Source organism: Acinetobacter sp. YH12040 (assembly GCF_013420005.1).
Taxonomy (GTDB): Bacteria; Pseudomonadota; Gammaproteobacteria; order Pseudomonadales; family Moraxellaceae; genus Acinetobacter; species Acinetobacter amyesii.
In genome coordinates this window covers 233,967-250,008 of record NZ_VOZB01000003.1, presented here as the reverse complement: position 1 = coordinate 250,008, position 16,042 = coordinate 233,967, and the positions used below count along the sequence as shown (strand labels likewise).

General features: G+C 41.0%; 16 protein-coding genes. 7 read left to right on the top strand and 9 right to left on the bottom strand.

The features are described from left to right. The first annotated feature begins 616 nt into the window (after window positions 1–616). The 4 genes from FTT99_RS04475 to FTT99_RS04460 all read left to right on the top strand — a co-directional run bounded on the left by FTT99_RS04475 (window position 617) and on the right by FTT99_RS04460 (window position 4,158). Window positions 617–1,606 (top strand): putative oxygenase MesX, encoded by a 990-nt coding sequence (locus FTT99_RS04475; protein WP_180129743.1) that lies wholly within the window; start codon window positions 617–619, stop codon window positions 1,604–1,606. Window positions 1,607–1,684: 78 nt separating this feature from the next. Continuing rightward, complete coding sequence (locus FTT99_RS04470) at window positions 1,685–2,713, top strand: methionine synthase (protein ID WP_106984404.1); 1,029 nt, start codon at window positions 1,685–1,687, stop codon at window positions 2,711–2,713. Between the two features lie 104 nt (window positions 2,714–2,817). Next, entirely contained in the window at window positions 2,818–3,312 is a 495-nt protein-coding gene (locus FTT99_RS04465; RefSeq protein WP_180129745.1) for a flavin reductase, read from the top strand. A gap of 45 nt (window positions 3,313–3,357) precedes the next feature. Next, window positions 3,358–4,158 carry a sulfite exporter TauE/SafE family protein gene (locus tag FTT99_RS04460; RefSeq protein ID WP_180085002.1) on the top strand — a complete coding sequence of 267 codons (801 nt, stop codon included), beginning with the start codon at window positions 3,358–3,360 and terminating at the stop codon, window positions 4,156–4,158. 140 nt (window positions 4,159–4,298) lie between these two features. Here FTT99_RS04460 and FTT99_RS04455 read toward each other — a convergent pair whose 3' ends face one another. The 7 genes from FTT99_RS04455 to FTT99_RS04425 form a co-directional block, all read right to left on the bottom strand. After that, window positions 4,299–4,628: a multidrug efflux SMR transporter gene (locus tag FTT99_RS04455; protein WP_168377505.1), complete on the bottom strand. Its 330-nt coding sequence runs from the start codon at window positions 4,626–4,628 to the stop codon at window positions 4,299–4,301. Between the two features lie 7 nt (window positions 4,629–4,635). Next, a complete protein-coding gene (locus tag FTT99_RS04450; RefSeq protein ID WP_180085001.1) occupies window positions 4,636–5,517 on the bottom strand; it encodes a hypothetical protein in 882 nt (293 codons plus the stop codon). Beyond that, window positions 5,514–6,530 carry an isopenicillin N synthase family oxygenase gene (locus tag FTT99_RS04445; RefSeq protein WP_180129746.1) on the bottom strand — a complete coding sequence of 339 codons (1,017 nt, stop codon included), beginning with the start codon at window positions 6,528–6,530 and terminating at the stop codon, window positions 5,514–5,516. Before FTT99_RS04445 ends, FTT99_RS04450 begins: the two co-directional genes overlap by 4 nt. 81 nt (window positions 6,531–6,611) lie before the next feature. Then, a complete protein-coding gene (locus FTT99_RS04440; RefSeq protein ID WP_180129748.1) occupies window positions 6,612–7,493 on the bottom strand; it encodes an ABC transporter ATP-binding protein in 882 nt (293 codons plus the stop codon). Beyond that, window positions 7,493–8,437 carry an ABC transporter permease gene (locus FTT99_RS04435; protein WP_180129750.1) on the bottom strand — a complete coding sequence of 315 codons (945 nt, stop codon included), beginning with the start codon at window positions 8,435–8,437 and terminating at the stop codon, window positions 7,493–7,495. Before FTT99_RS04435 ends, FTT99_RS04440 begins: the two co-directional genes overlap by 1 nt. 187 nt (window positions 8,438–8,624) lie before the next feature. Further along, window positions 8,625–9,326 carry a Sir2 family NAD-dependent protein deacetylase gene (locus FTT99_RS04430; RefSeq protein WP_180129803.1) on the bottom strand — a complete coding sequence of 234 codons (702 nt, stop codon included), beginning with the start codon at window positions 9,324–9,326 and terminating at the stop codon, window positions 8,625–8,627. A 103-nt stretch (window positions 9,327–9,429) separates the two neighbouring features. Continuing rightward, complete coding sequence (locus FTT99_RS04425; protein WP_180129751.1) at window positions 9,430–10,365, bottom strand: LysR substrate-binding domain-containing protein; 936 nt, start codon at window positions 10,363–10,365, stop codon at window positions 9,430–9,432. A gap of 246 nt (window positions 10,366–10,611) precedes the next feature. Between FTT99_RS04425 and FTT99_RS04420 the strand changes: the two genes are divergently transcribed. The 3 genes from FTT99_RS04420 (at window position 10,612) to FTT99_RS04410 (ending at window position 14,758) form a co-directional block, all read left to right on the top strand. Next, the gene (locus FTT99_RS04420; RefSeq protein WP_180129753.1) at window positions 10,612–11,832 is read left to right on the top strand and encodes an acyl-CoA dehydrogenase; all 1,221 of its coding nucleotides are present in this window, start codon (window positions 10,612–10,614) and stop codon (window positions 11,830–11,832) included. A 209-nt stretch (window positions 11,833–12,041) separates the two neighbouring features. Continuing rightward, window positions 12,042–13,469 (top strand): MFS transporter, encoded by a 1,428-nt coding sequence (locus FTT99_RS04415; RefSeq protein WP_180129754.1) that lies wholly within the window; start codon window positions 12,042–12,044, stop codon window positions 13,467–13,469. A gap of 50 nt (window positions 13,470–13,519) precedes the next feature. Beyond that, window positions 13,520–14,758, top strand: coding sequence for a CaiB/BaiF CoA-transferase family protein (locus tag FTT99_RS04410; RefSeq protein WP_180129756.1), 1,239 nt, complete (start codon window positions 13,520–13,522; stop codon window positions 14,756–14,758). Window positions 14,759–14,883: 125 nt separating this feature from the next. Here the strand turns inward: FTT99_RS04410 and FTT99_RS04405 are convergent, their stop codons facing one another. Both FTT99_RS04405 and pcaD read right to left on the bottom strand, forming a co-directional pair. Next, complete coding sequence (locus FTT99_RS04405; RefSeq protein WP_257221490.1) at window positions 14,884–15,168, bottom strand: hypothetical protein; 285 nt, start codon at window positions 15,166–15,168, stop codon at window positions 14,884–14,886. A 71-nt stretch (window positions 15,169–15,239) separates the two neighbouring features. Then, window positions 15,240–16,019: a 3-oxoadipate enol-lactonase gene (gene pcaD / locus FTT99_RS04400; protein WP_180129757.1), complete on the bottom strand. Its 780-nt coding sequence runs from the start codon at window positions 16,017–16,019 to the stop codon at window positions 15,240–15,242. Between the last annotated feature and the right edge of the window lie 23 nt (window positions 16,020–16,042).

Sequence of the window (16,042 nt, the reverse complement as noted above, 5' to 3'; positions counted from 1 at the left end):
AAGAAGGTATAAGTATAAACCGAATATTTTAGCGATTCCTTAACATACCAAAGCTCGAATATGCTGATTTTTTCTAAGTACAAGTTGAGTAATATTCAGTATATTGACTAAAAAGCTGAAACGACATGAATATATGCTTATTTCATATTTGGTTTTCTATTTATGGCAAGTTTTAAGAACCTTATAGCTCAGGGCAAAAGTATATTAGTGTTACAGATTCAATATTAAAACAATTAGTGATTTGATCTTTTTTCATTTTAAAGTTAGAAAAATTCACCCGAATGAATAAATCGCTGAATTTTGAGAGTGGAGATATTGAGCCAATCTGTACGATTCGACACATTTCAGATGTGTGTTTGAATGAAAAAATTTTCATTGAATTTTTTTTAAGCCCTTATTTATATTAAATAAAATTTAAATGCTACCTGGGTGGCAGTTTTTTTATCGCTAGTTGAATGATGCATAGTTGAAGAAAATTCATTGTATTTAAATCTTAAACATGAATTTATCTCACTTTGAGTTGAGGTTAAATCATTTTTATTCATCTTAAGTTTCACGTATAAATTACTTCATACAGAAATTTTGATTATTTTTAATTTTAGGGTAGTGAATCTCCATGAGTCATAAATTTGCATGTTCAATCAAACGTATCCGCTTTGATGAAAACTATAAACCAGCTGACAATACACGTTTAACAACGAACTTTGCCAATTTGGCACGTGGTGAACACCGTGAAGAGAATCTGCGCCGTACTTTGGCAATGATTAATAACCGTTTCAATAGTTTAGCTACTTGTGACAACCCAAATGCAGATCGTTATTCACTTGAAATTGACATCATTTCGGCTGAACTCGATGTGGAAGGCAATGGTCAAACTTTCCCATTTATTGAAACTTTAAAGAGCACCATCATCGACCATAAAACCAATGAACGCATTGAAGGCATGATCGGCAACAGTTTTTCATCGTATGTACGTGACTATGACTTCAGCGTGGTATTACCAGCACTCGGCTGTAAGTTCAATGAAAAACCTGAAGATTTTGGTGATTTACATGGCAAGCTATATCAACATTTGATCAATTCAGATGTATTCAAAGCTGAATTTAAAAAACAGCCTGTCATCTGTTTAAGTGTTTCAACGACAAAAACCTATTACCGTACTGCAAATGTGCATCCGATCTTAGGTGTGGAATACACTAATGATGACTATTCACGTACCGATGATTATTTTGCAAAAATGGGCTTAAGCGTTCGTTACTTTAAACCTGAAAATGCAACTGCACCATTGGCATTCTATTCGGCAAATAACTTGCTCAGCGACTATACAGATTTCGAACTGATCAGCGCGATCAGCACCATGGAAAGTTTCCAAAAAATCTACCGTCCTGAAATTTACAATACCAATGCGACAGCAGGTTTAGTGTATCAACCAAGCTTAAGCTTCGGTGATTATTCATTAACCCGTATTGTTTATGACCGTGTTGAACGTGGTCAGTTGGCGGTTAAACAGGGCAAATGGACAGAAGAGAACTTTATCCAGCCATATAAAGACATTCTGAATGAGTGGGCGGCTAATTTTAGTATTGAAAATGCAGCCGCAGCTTAATTTTAAATCACGCAAATAGATGAAACACGGGTGAGTTAAACCACCCGTTTTAAAGAAAATAGAGATAGAAGATCGAATATGGCCATTTTACTCCCAACTTCAACTGCTGGCAGCTTACCTAAACCATCTTGGCTGGCTGAACCTGAAAAATTGTGGTCAGCATGGAAACTTGAAGGCGAAGAATTATTAGATGCAAAGCGTGATGCGTTGAAATTATCTTTGCATGAACAAATCCATGCAGGCATTGATATTGTCAGCGATGGCGAACAAACCCGTCAGCATTTTGTAACCACATTTATTGAACATCTTGAAGGTGTAGATTTCGAAAAGCGTGAAACGATGCGTATTCGTAATCGTTATGATGCAAGTGTACCGTCTGTGGTCGGTGAAGTATCTCGTAAGAAAGCAGTGTTTGTTGATGATGCAAAATTCTTACGCAGCCAAACCAATCAGCCGATCAAATGGGCTTTGCCAGGCCCGATGACGATGATTGATACTTTGTATGATGGTCATTACAAGAGCCGTGAAAAATTGGCTTGGGAATTTGCTAAAATCCTGAATCAAGAAGCGTTAGAGCTTGAAGCGGCAGGCGTGGATATTATTCAATTTGATGAGCCTGCGTTTAACGTATTTTTTGATGAAGTCAATGACTGGGGTATTGCGACCTTAGAGCGTGCGCTTGAAGGTTTGAAATGCGAAACAGCAGTTCACATTTGCTATGGTTACGGTATTAAAGCCAATACTGATTGGAAACAAACTTTAGGTAATGAATGGCGCCAATACGAAGAATCATTCCCGAAATTGCAGCAATCGAAGCTCGATATCATCTCGCTTGAATGCCAAAACTCTCGTGTACCGATGGATTTGATTGAACTCATCCGCGGTAAAAAAGTGATGGTTGGCGCCATTGATGTAGCAACCAATCAGGTTGAAACAGCAGAAGAAGTAGCAAATACATTACGCAAAGCGCTTCAGTTTGTAGATGCCGACAAGCTATATCCTTCAACAAACTGCGGTATGGCGCCTTTACCTCGCCACGTGGCGCAAGGCAAACTAAATGCGCTAAGCGCAGGCGCTGCTATTATTCGCCAAGAATTGACCGCATAAATTCGAGCTGACTCAATTTCATGTAAGGGCAATAAGGAAATTAAATTTGCTATTGCCCAAACCTGAGAAAGAGATAAGCCATATAGACCATTGAGATTGAAGAGATGATTGAAGCAACTGTTTTTAGAAATGCAATGTCTTTATTGACGACTGCAGTCAACGTGATTACGACTGAGGGTGAAGCAGGCATGCATGGATTTACAGCATCAGCAGTATGCAGTGTGACAGATACACCGCCAACTTTGCTGGTTTGTATGAATCAATCATCTCGTTCTCATGCGCATTTTCTTGAAAATAAAGTTCTTTCTGTCAATGTTTTAGGCGCACAGCATGAGCAAATTTCCAATGCTTTTGCTTCAAGCAAATTCAATTCGGAAGAGCGTTTTAAATTGGGTTCTTGGACTGTATTAGAAACAGGTTCACCGATATTAAAAGATGCTTTGGTCAGTTTTGACTGTCAGATTGAACAGATTCAAGAAGTGGGTACGCACAGTGTGTTTATGTGCCGTGTGGTTGCAATCAAGCAAAGTCAGCAGGAGGAAAGCTTGGTATATTTCAACCGCGCTTATCATGCTGTTGGTCAAGTGGAGTTGGCTTAAACCAGTCAGACTTCTTCAATACATCACTTTAAAAGTATCTATTTCGTGGAACTCATTACTTTCTTAATTATTGGCGCATTTGCAGGTTTTGCTGCGGGGCTGTTTGGCGTTGGCGGCGGTACTATCATTGTGCCATTGCTCTATATTGTTTTTAGCCAAATGGGTTATAGTCCCGATGTGATTATGCATTTGGCGCTCGGCACATCTTTGGCTACGATTGTTGTGACGTCTATCAGTTCATTGATGGCGCATAATAAAAATGGCGCTGTGATTTGGCCTGTATTTAAAAATTTAGCTCCGCCTATGGCGATTGGTTGTTTTGCAGGCGCGGGTATTGCAGGCTGGCTGTCAGGCTTACATCTGCAAATGATTGTCGGTGTGTTTTTACTTTGGGTGGCTTATACCATGTTTATGGGTGCAAAAAAGCCAGTCCATCCCAACAAAACACTGCCATCTACAGCTAAACAAATTGCAGCAGGTTCGGGTATCGGCGTTGCATCGGCCATCTTCGGGATTGGCGGCGGTAGTATTACGGTACCGTATTTAACGGCAAATGGCGTGGTGATGCAAAAAGCGGTCGGGACGTCTGCGGCTTGCGGTTTACCCATTGCCATTGCTGGTGCATTAGGCTTTATGTTTTTTGGTATGAAACAGCAAGTTGAAATTCCAAATACCATTGGCTTTATTCATATCTATGCCTTTTTGGGCATTAGTGTGATGAGTTTCTTTACGGCTAAATATGGCGCGAAAACTGCGCATGCGCTTTCACCAGCAGTACTGAAAAAATGTTTTGCGGTGCTGTTATGTATTGTTGGATGCTTTTTTCTAGTGAAAGGCATTTTATAGAAGCCGACTGATCACAGTTAATTCATTCGAAGCGTATGCTCTAGTGTGCAACAGCAAGCTAGAGCATTTTTATTTAAAGCAATTTAAGTCTTTAAAATTTCAGAGATATTATTTAAAAAATTCATTTTAAAACTGACATTTCAAAGCTCTGTGCTTTTAGAAAAAACATTAATAATCACAATACCCAATAAAATAAAGGCCAAACCAATCATGGCAGGCAGGTCTAAATTTTGTTTAAACACAATCCAGCCCACACAAGAAATAAGTACAATGCCGGCAGCAGACCACATGGCGTAGGCCAATCCCATAGGAATTGATTTAAAGGTCAAACCTAAAAAGAAGAGTGCAATGGCATAGCCCAATACGGTAAAAATAATCGGTACTAGTTCAGTAAAGCCATTGCTGGCTTTTAAGGCGGACGTGGCAATCACTTCAGCAATGATTGCGATGAGCAAATATATAAACGACATTGATTTCCTATAGACATTCTACGGCATGGTACAAGAGGTGCTGTTTTTCATTTTGCAACCAATCTGTACTTTCTGTCGTGGTATCAGTGCGACGCTGAAATGCATAATGCGGAACATAAATATCCACCTCGAACATCAGCTGTATTGCTTGACCATTAATAATGACGTTTTGCATTAAATGTGTTTCATCAATAACTTTGAAATGATCAAAGTTAAGTGGTTGATCTTGCTGAGATGAAGTCGTTGTATAGTGCTTATGCAGACCATCTACAGCGATGGATACTTCAAAGCTTTCAATCACCGTTTCATACATAGTAGGTGCAGATGATATATCGATGCTGGCAACAGTTTGCTGATCTGTAGGTAAACGGCTCCGTGCAAAGGCCACATGCTTATCACAAATAATTAAACCGCCATCAATCTGCAATGGCTGATGGCTTTCTACATCTAAAGCTGACTTCAAGCGCAGGCCTAAAAATAACCCTTCATGCACTTGTTGACGCCAGTCTTCGACATACGCATTGCTTGGAGAGAATTCTAAAATACAGTTGCCAATCGCATGTAGTTTTGCAAGTTCTGGCCATTGCACATGATTTTGATAATTTGAGTGTGCTTTAACGTCCCAAGACAATAATTGCTGTTCAGCATCCCAAAGAGTGTTGCCAATCCAGCCTTGACGTTCATTCACTGGCGTATTTTCACGGCTTTTTAAACGTAGATCGATGGTGAAACTACGTGACTGAAACCAATACACAATGGTTTTTTCATCCATTAATCCATTCGAAAAACTAATGCTTTTACGGCGAAAAGCACCATATAAATAGTCTGGAATAGGACCTGAAACCTCTTGGCTGGCTGGAAGCTGTTTTAAAGCTTGAAATAGATTCATGCGCTTGCTCCTTGCACTTCTGTATTTTCATCCATACCAAATGATGACAACGGCACAGCATTTCTTAGACTCAGCTCTCCTGAAGCGATACGTTTTTTAAGATAATTAAAGGTTTGCGCGGTTTGATTAAATAAATGCTCACCGCCAATTAAGGGCTGATATTTGGGCGCGTCAGTAGAATGTACAGGCTCAATGATCGTGTCGTAATTACAGGTACAGAACAGAGGGAAAGAGTAGCGTTCTTCAGGGACTTTTTTAACACGGTGTTTGGTGGCCAAATATTTGCCATTCGACAAAATTTCCATCATGTCGCCAATATTCATCACCAAGGTATTTTCAATCAATGGAATATCCATCCATTCACCTTGTTTATTGAGTACCTGTAAACCCGGTGCCGTCGGCAAGAGCAGTGTAAAACATTCATAGTCTGTATGTGCGCCAATACCTTCGGCATCTTTAACTTCAGGGTTATAGGGATAATGGATTAGACGCAGTTGGCTGGTCGGATGGGTAATTTTGCAATCAAAAAAATGCTCATCTACATTCAATGCTAAAGCAAAGGCCTGAAAAATTTGTTCGCTGATACTACGTAAATGGTGGTAATAATCACTGACCGTACTTTTAAATGTGGCATCATCTGGCCATAACGTAGGGCCCAGCAAGGGAAATGCTGTAGGTTCGCCATGGTAATCATAATTGACGTCATAAGCTTCTTTTAAATCGTAGCTGTTGCCAGCAAACTGTTCTTCACCAATTGGCACATAGCCACTATGATTTTTCGACAGCCCAATATAGTGTTGCATTTTACTGGCGGTATCTTGTTGAAAATAACGCTTTGCCACCTGAATAAGTGATGTCGCAAAATCAAAATTGAACTGATCACCTTTTAAATATAGAAAACCAACATCTTTACAGGCTTGATCCAACGCGGTTGCCACCTCTAAGCGTTCTGACAGTACCGTGCTTTGCATTTTTGAAATATCAACAAGTGGCAAAACATAAGATTCATTCATCTTCAATTCCTATAATGTTGGCCGTCCAACGCTGTAGTACATCATTTAGGCCGTCCTAAAGATGAAGAGGGATTAATCCAGTTATTTTTGCGTACTGACTTGGGTCATACGCGGAATTTTCGGTAGGTTTTCCATCGCAGGGTCGAGCTCGTCTTCCTGTGCATGTACCAAGAAATCTACACGTTCGCGCAGTTGTTTAAATTCAGGACTCAGCATGAGTTCAGGATTACGAGGACGGGGTAAATCGACCTCAATTATTTCTTTAATTTCACCAGGATTGGCTTTGAGCGCCACAATACGATCCGCCAATAAAATGGCTTCATCCATATCGTGGGTCACAAAAATGATGGTGATATCAACGTTTTGCCAAAGATCCATTAAATGTTTTTGCATTTTTTGACGGGTATGCGGGTCAAGCGCGCCAAACGGCTCATCCATCAATAATATTTTGGGTTCATTAACCAATGCGCGGGCAATAGCAACGCGCTGTTTCATCCCGCCAGAAAGCTGATGCGGGTACTGATCTTGGTATTTTTCTAGACCAATAATATCAATCCATTCGCGGGCGCTGGATTCAGCCGAAGCATTGCTGGCACCTTTCATTAAAGGGCCGAACATCACATTTTCTTTGACCGTTTTCCATGGAAAAAGCGTGTAGCCTTGAAACACCATGCCACGCTCAGGACTTGGGCCTTCAATGGCTTGGCCATCGACCAGCAATTCACCGCTACTGTAAGGGTCAAGTCCAGCCACAATTCGGCTAAAGGTCGATTTACCGCAACCCGATGGGCCAATCACGCAGATAAATTCACGTTTATGAATCTTTAAATCCAACTGATTTAAAATAGTGCGTTCAGTTTTGCCGTGCTTAAAACTTTGTGTAAGTTTTTTTGCTTCTAAAATGACAGGGCGCGCATAAATTGCATCGAAATAAGTGGTGGCATTAAATTCTGTGCTGTTCATTATTTTGCTCCTGCTTTCCATTTAAATAGACGTTGTCCGAGTTTCATGAGCACCACATCGCACACCAAACCAATCACCCCAATGATGAGGATCGCGGCATAGACATTGTCAAAGTTTTGGTAACGCGCTTGTTGAGTAATAAACCATGTGATCCCAGAGGTTGTGCCAATCAGTTCAGATACGATCAGATAAGTCCAAGCCCAGCCGAGCAAGACACGCAAGTCGCGGTAAATGTCGGGAAGCGCCGCTGGAATCACCACATGAAATAAGCTTTTCAATTTATTGGTGCCCAGCGTAAAACCTGCTTCGATCAAGCCACGGTCAACCATCCGTGTGGTATTGGCAATAATTAGAATTTGCTGAAATAGCGTACCAATCACAATAATGGCGATTTTAGGTGCATCATTAATGCCTAAAATCGCAACGGCTAAGGCACCAAAAGCAGGAGCGGGCAAGTAGCGGAAAAACTCAACAAAGGGTTCGGTCAGTTGAGATATTTTTTGAGAAAAACCGCAAAGAATACCCAGCGGAATACCGATGAGAGAGGCAATAAAAAAAGCGCTGAACACAATTTTAATGCTGTGCCATAAGCTTTGATGAAACCATGGGGCATCAGGTTGGGCAGGCGGAGTTATAAAAGCCGTAACTAATGCTTTTGCTACTTCGTGCGGTGCAGGTAAATAGATTGGATTGACCAGTTTACCTTGAGGTGGTGCTAAACCTGCATTGACCGCAGATTGCGCTTCGGCATAAAACACCGCTTTGTCTACACGGCTATCAACCTGAAAATACTGCACACTGCCAGACTGCGTAATTTGCACCTGTGGATGCCATAAAAATGGCAAATAACTCACTGCACACCAAATGAGCACAGGAATTAAAAATGATCCTAAGCCAAGCAATAGCTTACTTTTTGGATTGAGCTCTCTTGCGACATAACCCATACTGACCAAGCCCCAATATTACTTTTTTAATAAAACGTAATACTGTTAAGCAATTTGAATGCCAAGCGCGTGTATGGCATGATTTATTGGACTTAAGCAAAGTTATATAGGCTATAAACAGCAAAAAGCCTGCAAAAGAAGCAGGCGATATCATTTTTTAGATCAAAACTGATGCCAAAATGTGCTTTTATGGCGCAACCAATTGCAAAAACAGTTTTTTCATTCCTTCACTCGCGCCTGCTTTAATCAATTGATACTGCTCAGGTACACGCTGATAATCTGCTTTCGGGTCGATATAAAATGCACGGCAGTTGGCAGGGATTTCGTGAATCAATCCTGCCACAGGATAGACAGCCAGACTCGTGCCAATCACAATAAAAATATCTGCTGTTTGCACACTCACACTGGCATCTTCATAGGCAGGAACTGCTTCGCCAAACCAGACCACATGTGGACGTAAAGGATAACCCTCAGGGCATTTGTCGGTCTCTAAGTTTAAATCTGCACCTTCAATAGGGAAAATTTCCTGCGTATATTGCGCCTGAGGGCCAGAGCTTTTAGCGTAGCGAATATTGCCATGCAAATGCAGCACATTTTGACTGCCTGCACGTTCATGTAGATCATCAATATTTTGTGTGATGACTTGTACATCAAAAAAATCATCGAGTTCAGCAATCAATTTATGCGCTGCATTTGGCTCTGCGGCTAAAATATGTTTACGGCGTTCATTATAAAAACGCTGTACTAAAGCAGGGTTACGTGCCCAAGCTTCTGGTGTCGCAACATCTTCAATACGATGCTGTTCCCAAAGACCATCGCTGTCACGGAAAGTATTGATGCCGCTTTCTGCGCTCATACCAGCACCTGAAAACACCACAACTTTTTGCATAGTCATTTAAGCCTTATATCTAATTTATAAATCTATTGAGTGCTACTGCATTTATTAAATAGATGTTCAGTGAGTTCACTGTACCCAAAATATAGCGATTAATTCAGCTCAACTGATGCAACTCCTGTAGCACCCAATCGACAAATTTTTGTATTTGCGGTGAACTGTCTTGGCTCGAGTGGACTAAATAATATTTTCTGCTACCGTGCAATTTCTTATTTGATGCAATCACCAATTCTTTTTTTCTCAGTTCTGCTTCGATCAGCATTTGTGGAATCAGTGCCATACCCATGCCATGACTGGCTGCCACAGAAAGCATAGAAAATAGTTCATGCCTCTGCCCATCGAAAGGCTTGGGATGCTGAATTTGATGGGCTTGAAACCATTCTTGCCAAATACTTGGACGGGTGGTTTGCTGTAATAAGGGCAATTGAAGCAATTCATCATCGCTTAAATTAAAACTGTGATCATCTGTCATTTCCGCAAGTGGAAAGTTGTTTTCAATCAATTTGGGGGAACAAACGGGAACCACTTCTTCATCCATTAAATAATGCGCTTGAATGCCAGGCCAATGCTCAATTTGTTGTTGCGTTCCTGCAAAAATCGCCGCGTCAAAGACATTTTCATTAAACAAAAAAGGTTTGGTACTGGTTTCCAAATGCACGGTAATTTCAGGATGTTGCGCATTTAATTTATGTAATTTTGGCAACAGCCAACGTGTGGCGAACGTTGGCACAACGCCCAGTTTTAAAGTACCGCCTAAGCCTTTGTGCGTCATGATATCAGAAGTGCTTTTTTCGATGCCTTGCAAAAAGGGTTTAATACTTTTTGCATATTGCTTGCCTGCTTCTGTGAGATCGACACCGTGACGTGTTCGGCTAAATAGCATTACACCTAAATATTCTTCAAGCTGTTGAATTTGGCGCGACACGGCACTTTGAGTAATAAATAACTCTTGAGAAGCATGCGTATAACTTGCGTGTTTTGCAGCAGATTCAAAGCAAATTAAGCTTTGCAATGATGGAATATTACGCCGCATAGATAAAGTCCTTTTTATCGAGAGGTATCACAAAATGGCATATAAGAATGATTTTCATATACCACTATAGTCTATAAATAAAGCAATCTGCAGTTCAAATCAGTGGCTAAAGTGCTTAACACGCTGTGAACAAAGCTCAGGTATGCGAAAGGCGCATATCTACATGCAAATTATTCGTTTGAATGAATCACTTTTCACACATAGCATCGAATAAAACAAAGAAAGCCCGAAAAAGCAGAGGATGCTATGAATCAAATGGTCAATGTAAAAAAACCAAAAGTACAATTTAACTGGCAAGATCCGTTTCTTTTGGAACAGCAATTAACTGAAGAAGAACGCATGATTCGCGATACTGCGCATGCATACTGTCAAGAGCGTTTACAGCCACGTGTACTCGAACAATTCCGCCATGAAAAAACCGATGCATCTATTTTCCGAGAAATGGGCGAACTTGGCTTACTTGGCCCAACGATTCCAGAGCAATACGGCGGCGCAGGTCTAAACTATGTTAGTTATGGTCTCGTTGCACGTGAAATTGAATATGTGGATTCTGGCTACCGTTCAATGGCCAGCGTTCAAAGTTCTTTGGTGATGGTGCCCATTAATGAATTTGGCTCTGAAGCGCAAAAACAGAAATACCTACCAAAGCTGGCAACAGGCGAATACATTGGCTGTTTTGGTTTAACTGAACCAGATCATGGCTCTGACCCAGGTAGCATGATTACTCGTGCAAAAAAAGTCAAAGGTGGCTATCGTCTCACGGGTGCAAAAATGTGGATTACCAACAGCCCAATTGCCGACGTGTTTGTTGTTTGGGCGAAAGAAGTATCGCCTGAAGGTAATGTTGGTGACATTCGTGGTTTTATTTTAGAAAAAGGCTGGGAAGGTCTATCTGCTCCTGCAATTCACGGTAAAGTTGGCTTACGTGCATCGATTACCGGTGAAATTGTGATGGACAATGTCTTTGTCCCTGAAGAGAATGCTTTTCCAGAAGTACGTGGTTTAAAAGGTCCATTTACCTGTCTAAATAGTGCTCGTTATGGTATCGCTTGGGGCGCAATGGGCGCCGCAGAATTCTGCTGGCATACAGCGCACCAATATACTATGGACCGTAAACAGTTTGGCCGACCATTGGCAGCGAATCAGCTGATTCAAAAGAAACTGGCAGATATGCAAACTGAGATTGCCTTGGGTTTACAAGCTGCGCTTCGATTTGGACGTATGAAAGATGAAGGCATTGCTGCTGTAGAAGGCACATCATTAATTAAACGTAACAACTGTGGCAAGGCTTTAGATATTGCCCGTGTTGCGCGTGACATGATGGGTGGTAACGGCATTTCTGATGAGTTTGGTGTTGCCCGCCATTTGGTCAATCTCGAAGTCGTCAACACGTATGAAGGAACGCATGATGTACATGCACTGATCTTAGGTCGTGCGCAAACAGGCATCGCGGCTTTTGGTAACTAATTGAATTATATATCGATAAGGTGCTCTACATAGAGTGCCTTAGAGACTTTTTATGCAAAAATAAACTTAATCAATAAAGGATTCATCGTGAAACACTCTTGTAACTCTGTGCAATAGCCTGAGCAGTGATGAAATAAAAAGAATAAAAAAGGCAAATGTGCAGACATAGGAATGCCGATGACTCATTTGGGAAAATGAGGAACAAGGAAATGAATAACGAAATGCGAAACGGAGCAGGAACGCTCAAATTGCCTTCTAACGTGGGCACGATGCATCGTATTACAAGCAACACTTGGAAAATGGCTTTTATTTTTGCCTTTATTTCCTTGGTGATTGATGGTGTAGACATCATGTTGCTGTCATTCAGCCTGACCAGTTTAAAGGCTGAATTTGGTTTAAGTACATTTCAAGCCGGAATGCTCGGTAGTTCTTCTTTAGCAGGGATGGCGCTGGGTGGTATTTCGGGTGGATGGGCGTGCGATAAATTTGGCCGTGTGAAAACTATTGCTTGGTCGGTAGTATTTTTCTCAATCATGACCTGTATTTTAGGCTTTACCCAAAGCTATGAACAATTTTTAATTTTACGTTTTATTGGCGCATTTGGTCTGGGCTCACTTTATATGGCGTGTAATACGCTGATGGCAGAATATGTACCAACCAAATACCGCACAACAGTACTTGGGACTTTGCAGACGGGTCAAACTGTGGGGTATATCGTTGCAACGCTGATGGCGGGTGCCATTATTCCAGATCACGGCTGGCGCATGCTATTTTATGTCACCATTATTCCTGCTGCTTTTGCCCTGATCTTTATGCGTTTTGTTCCTGAACCAAAATCTTGGCAGGAAGCAAAAATTGAGCAGCTAAAACGCCGTGAATTAAAACTTGAACCTGTACAGCAACATGCTGCAGTCAATCAAAATGCACCTTCTGAAAGTATTTATAAACGTATTTTTGGGCATACCAATCATCGTAAAATGTTCTTCTTTTGGATGTCGACCGCTGCATTTCTACAATTCGGTTACTACGGTGTCAACAACTGGATGCCAACGTATCTAGAAACCGAACTCAGCATGAACTTTAAAGCGATGACAGGCTATATGGTAGGCGCATATACCGCCATGATTCTGGGTAAAATTTTAGCAGGCTATGCCGCTGACAAGTTCGGACGTCGTATTACCTTTGTGTTTGGTACGGTAGCTACGGCAGCATTCTTACCGATCATCATTTTCTATAACACACCAACCAATATCGCCTATTTACTCGTAACTTTCGGTTTCTTATACGGTATTCCATACGGTGTAAATGCAACTTATATGGCAGAAAGCTTCTCGACGGATGTACGCGGTACGGCTATTGGCGGTGCTTACAATATGGGACGTTTAGGCGCAGCCATAGCACCAGCAACCATTGGTATGATTGCCGCTGGCGGATCATTCACTATGGCCTTTATTGTAATGGGTACTGCGTACTTTATTGCAGGTGTTATTCCGGGCTTGTTCATTCGTGAACGTCAATATGATCCCCAGCAAGCATCACTTTCTTCAGATGCGGAAAAAGAAAAACTGGCAAGTGTAGATACATATGTTGATGATGCAGAACAAAAAGCATCTGCAAAAACTGCAACAGTAAAATAATTAAAAGATCTGTGCCATAGCTCAATACTATGGCACATCTGGAGTGAACTATGGGTGCATTAAAAGGAATTCGTGTATTGGACTTAAGCCGTGTTTTGGCAGGTCCTTGGTGCGGTCAAATATTGGCTGATTTAGGTGCAGAGGTAATCAAAATTGAGCGTCCTAAAGTCGGGGATGATACCCGCATGTGGGGACCACCCTGGATGCCAAATCAGCAAGGTAAAGCGACGAAAGAATCAGGCTATTACCAATGTGCGAACCGCAATAAATATTCTGTAGCCATTGATATTGCCAGTGAAGAAGGGCAAGCCCTAGTCCGTGAAATTGCCCAAACTGCAGATGTCGTGATTGAAAACTACAAAGCAGGTTCACTTGCAAAATATGGTTTGGATTATGCATCGCTCAGTGCACTAAATCCCAATATCGTATATTGCTCAATTACAGGTTTTGGTCAGGATGGTCCACGTGCGGAAGAACCAGGCTATGACTTTATTATTCAAGGCATGTCTGGTCTGATGAGTATTACTGGTGAATCTGATGATGTAATCGGTGGTGGCGCACAAAAGGTGGGGGTCGCTGTGGTCGACATTCAGACCGGACTGTACTCAACGATTGCCATTCAGGCGGCATTGTTAGCACGGCAACATACTGGACGTGGTCAATATATTGATATGTCATTACTCGATGTACAGGTAGCGGCTTTGGCCAATCAAGGTATGAACTATTTGACCTCGGGCAAAGCACCCAAGCGCATGGGAAATAATCACCCGAATATTGTGCCGTATCAAACCTTTAAAGCTAAAGATAAAGAATTTATTATTGCCTGTGGTAATGACAAACAATTTAAAGATTTGTGTATTGCGATTGGCTATAAAGAACTGCTAGATCAGCCGAACTATTTACGTAATCAAGATCGAGTGAAGCACCGTGAAGAATTAATTCCATTATTGAGTGCTTATTTTCTGACTCAAGATGCTCAAGTTTGGGTTGATGCGATTCATGCGGTAAAAGTGCCAGTGGGTGTAATCAACTCTGTAGAAGACGCATTAAATGAACCGCAAATTCAACATCGTCAAATGGTTGTGAATATTCCACATGCTTTAAATCATGATTTTAAAGTGATTGGATCACCGATGAAATTATCTGATACGCCTGTAGAATACCGTCATGCACCGCCGCAGTTAGGGCAGCACACAATCGAAATTTTGTCTCAATTTAAAACTGAAGCTGAATTAAATGAATTGGCTGCACAAGGCATCATTGATCAACTCAATCATCCTGCAGCTTAAAATTTCATGGGATTATTCTTCAAACTATTCTTCAATATATGGGCTTAAACGCCTATGTGGAATGAGTGGAGTTAAAAGTTTAGACCGAAGGACTCCAATACTTCGGTCTTTTTCAATATCAATATTCATTTACGGAGTGCTTTTAATGTTAATTTTCTAGATAAAGTATAATTATTCATCAAAGCTTGGGCCTGCAATACGGTCTTTATTTTTTTGTATGAAAGAGATGTCCATACTTTTGCGCCTTGATATTTTTTCTTAAAGCTATAACATTCAAATTCTGGATTATACACAAACCAATTTCCGCAATGCTGCACGCAATAAGCATTTATATGCCTATTTTTCAAGTCTACTAATTGCACAGCAAGATCATCGATACCACCTCCATTGATGAGAGTATAAGCCTTCAAACGAAATAAAGCCCTGCACAATGGCAAGGCTCTATTTTAATAACATTACATTGAATTTGTTCAGCTGCTTATTATTGCTGTATAAAATTCTGCAAAGCCTGATTAAATGCATCTGGCTGTTCAATGTTTGAAATATGCGATGCATTAATTTCAAATAATTGGCTATTTGCAATGCGTTCTTGCATGAATTGACCATCTGCAACTGTAGTTACAGGGTCTTGTTGACCTGCAATAATCAATACTGGGATGTGAATAGACGAGATTTCATTGCGTAAATCCGCTTTAGCCAAAGCTTCACAACAACTTGCATAACCTTCTGGGCTGCCAGCTCCGAGGTCGTTACTCAAAGATTGTACAGTTGCCGTGTTACTTTGGATAAAGGGTTCTGTAAACCATCGTGATGCTGCCGTTTCTGCAATTGGTTTCAGACCTTGTTGACGGACTAACTGTGCACGTTCATTCCAAGCTGATTCTTGCCCAATTTTTGCAGCGGTATTGCATGCAATGACATGGTTAAAGCGTTCAGGATGATGTATTGCAAGCCATTGACCTGTTAAACCACCCATCGATATTCCACAAAATGTGGCCTGTTGAATATTTAAATGATCCAATAAATGGATGACATCTGTACCCAATTGATCAAGGCTATAAGGCCCTTGAGGGGCAGAAGATGCACCATGACCACGTGTATCATAACAAATGACAAAATAATCCTGCTGCAGCGCCTCTATCTGAGGCTTCCACATGCTGAACTTTGTGCCTAAAGAGTTAGAAAAGACAATCGCAGGTTGTGTGTGGTCACCAAAAGTTGCGTAATTAATCAAAGCATCATTGGATATGAATGTAGGCATATTTTGAATCCTTAATTTTATAA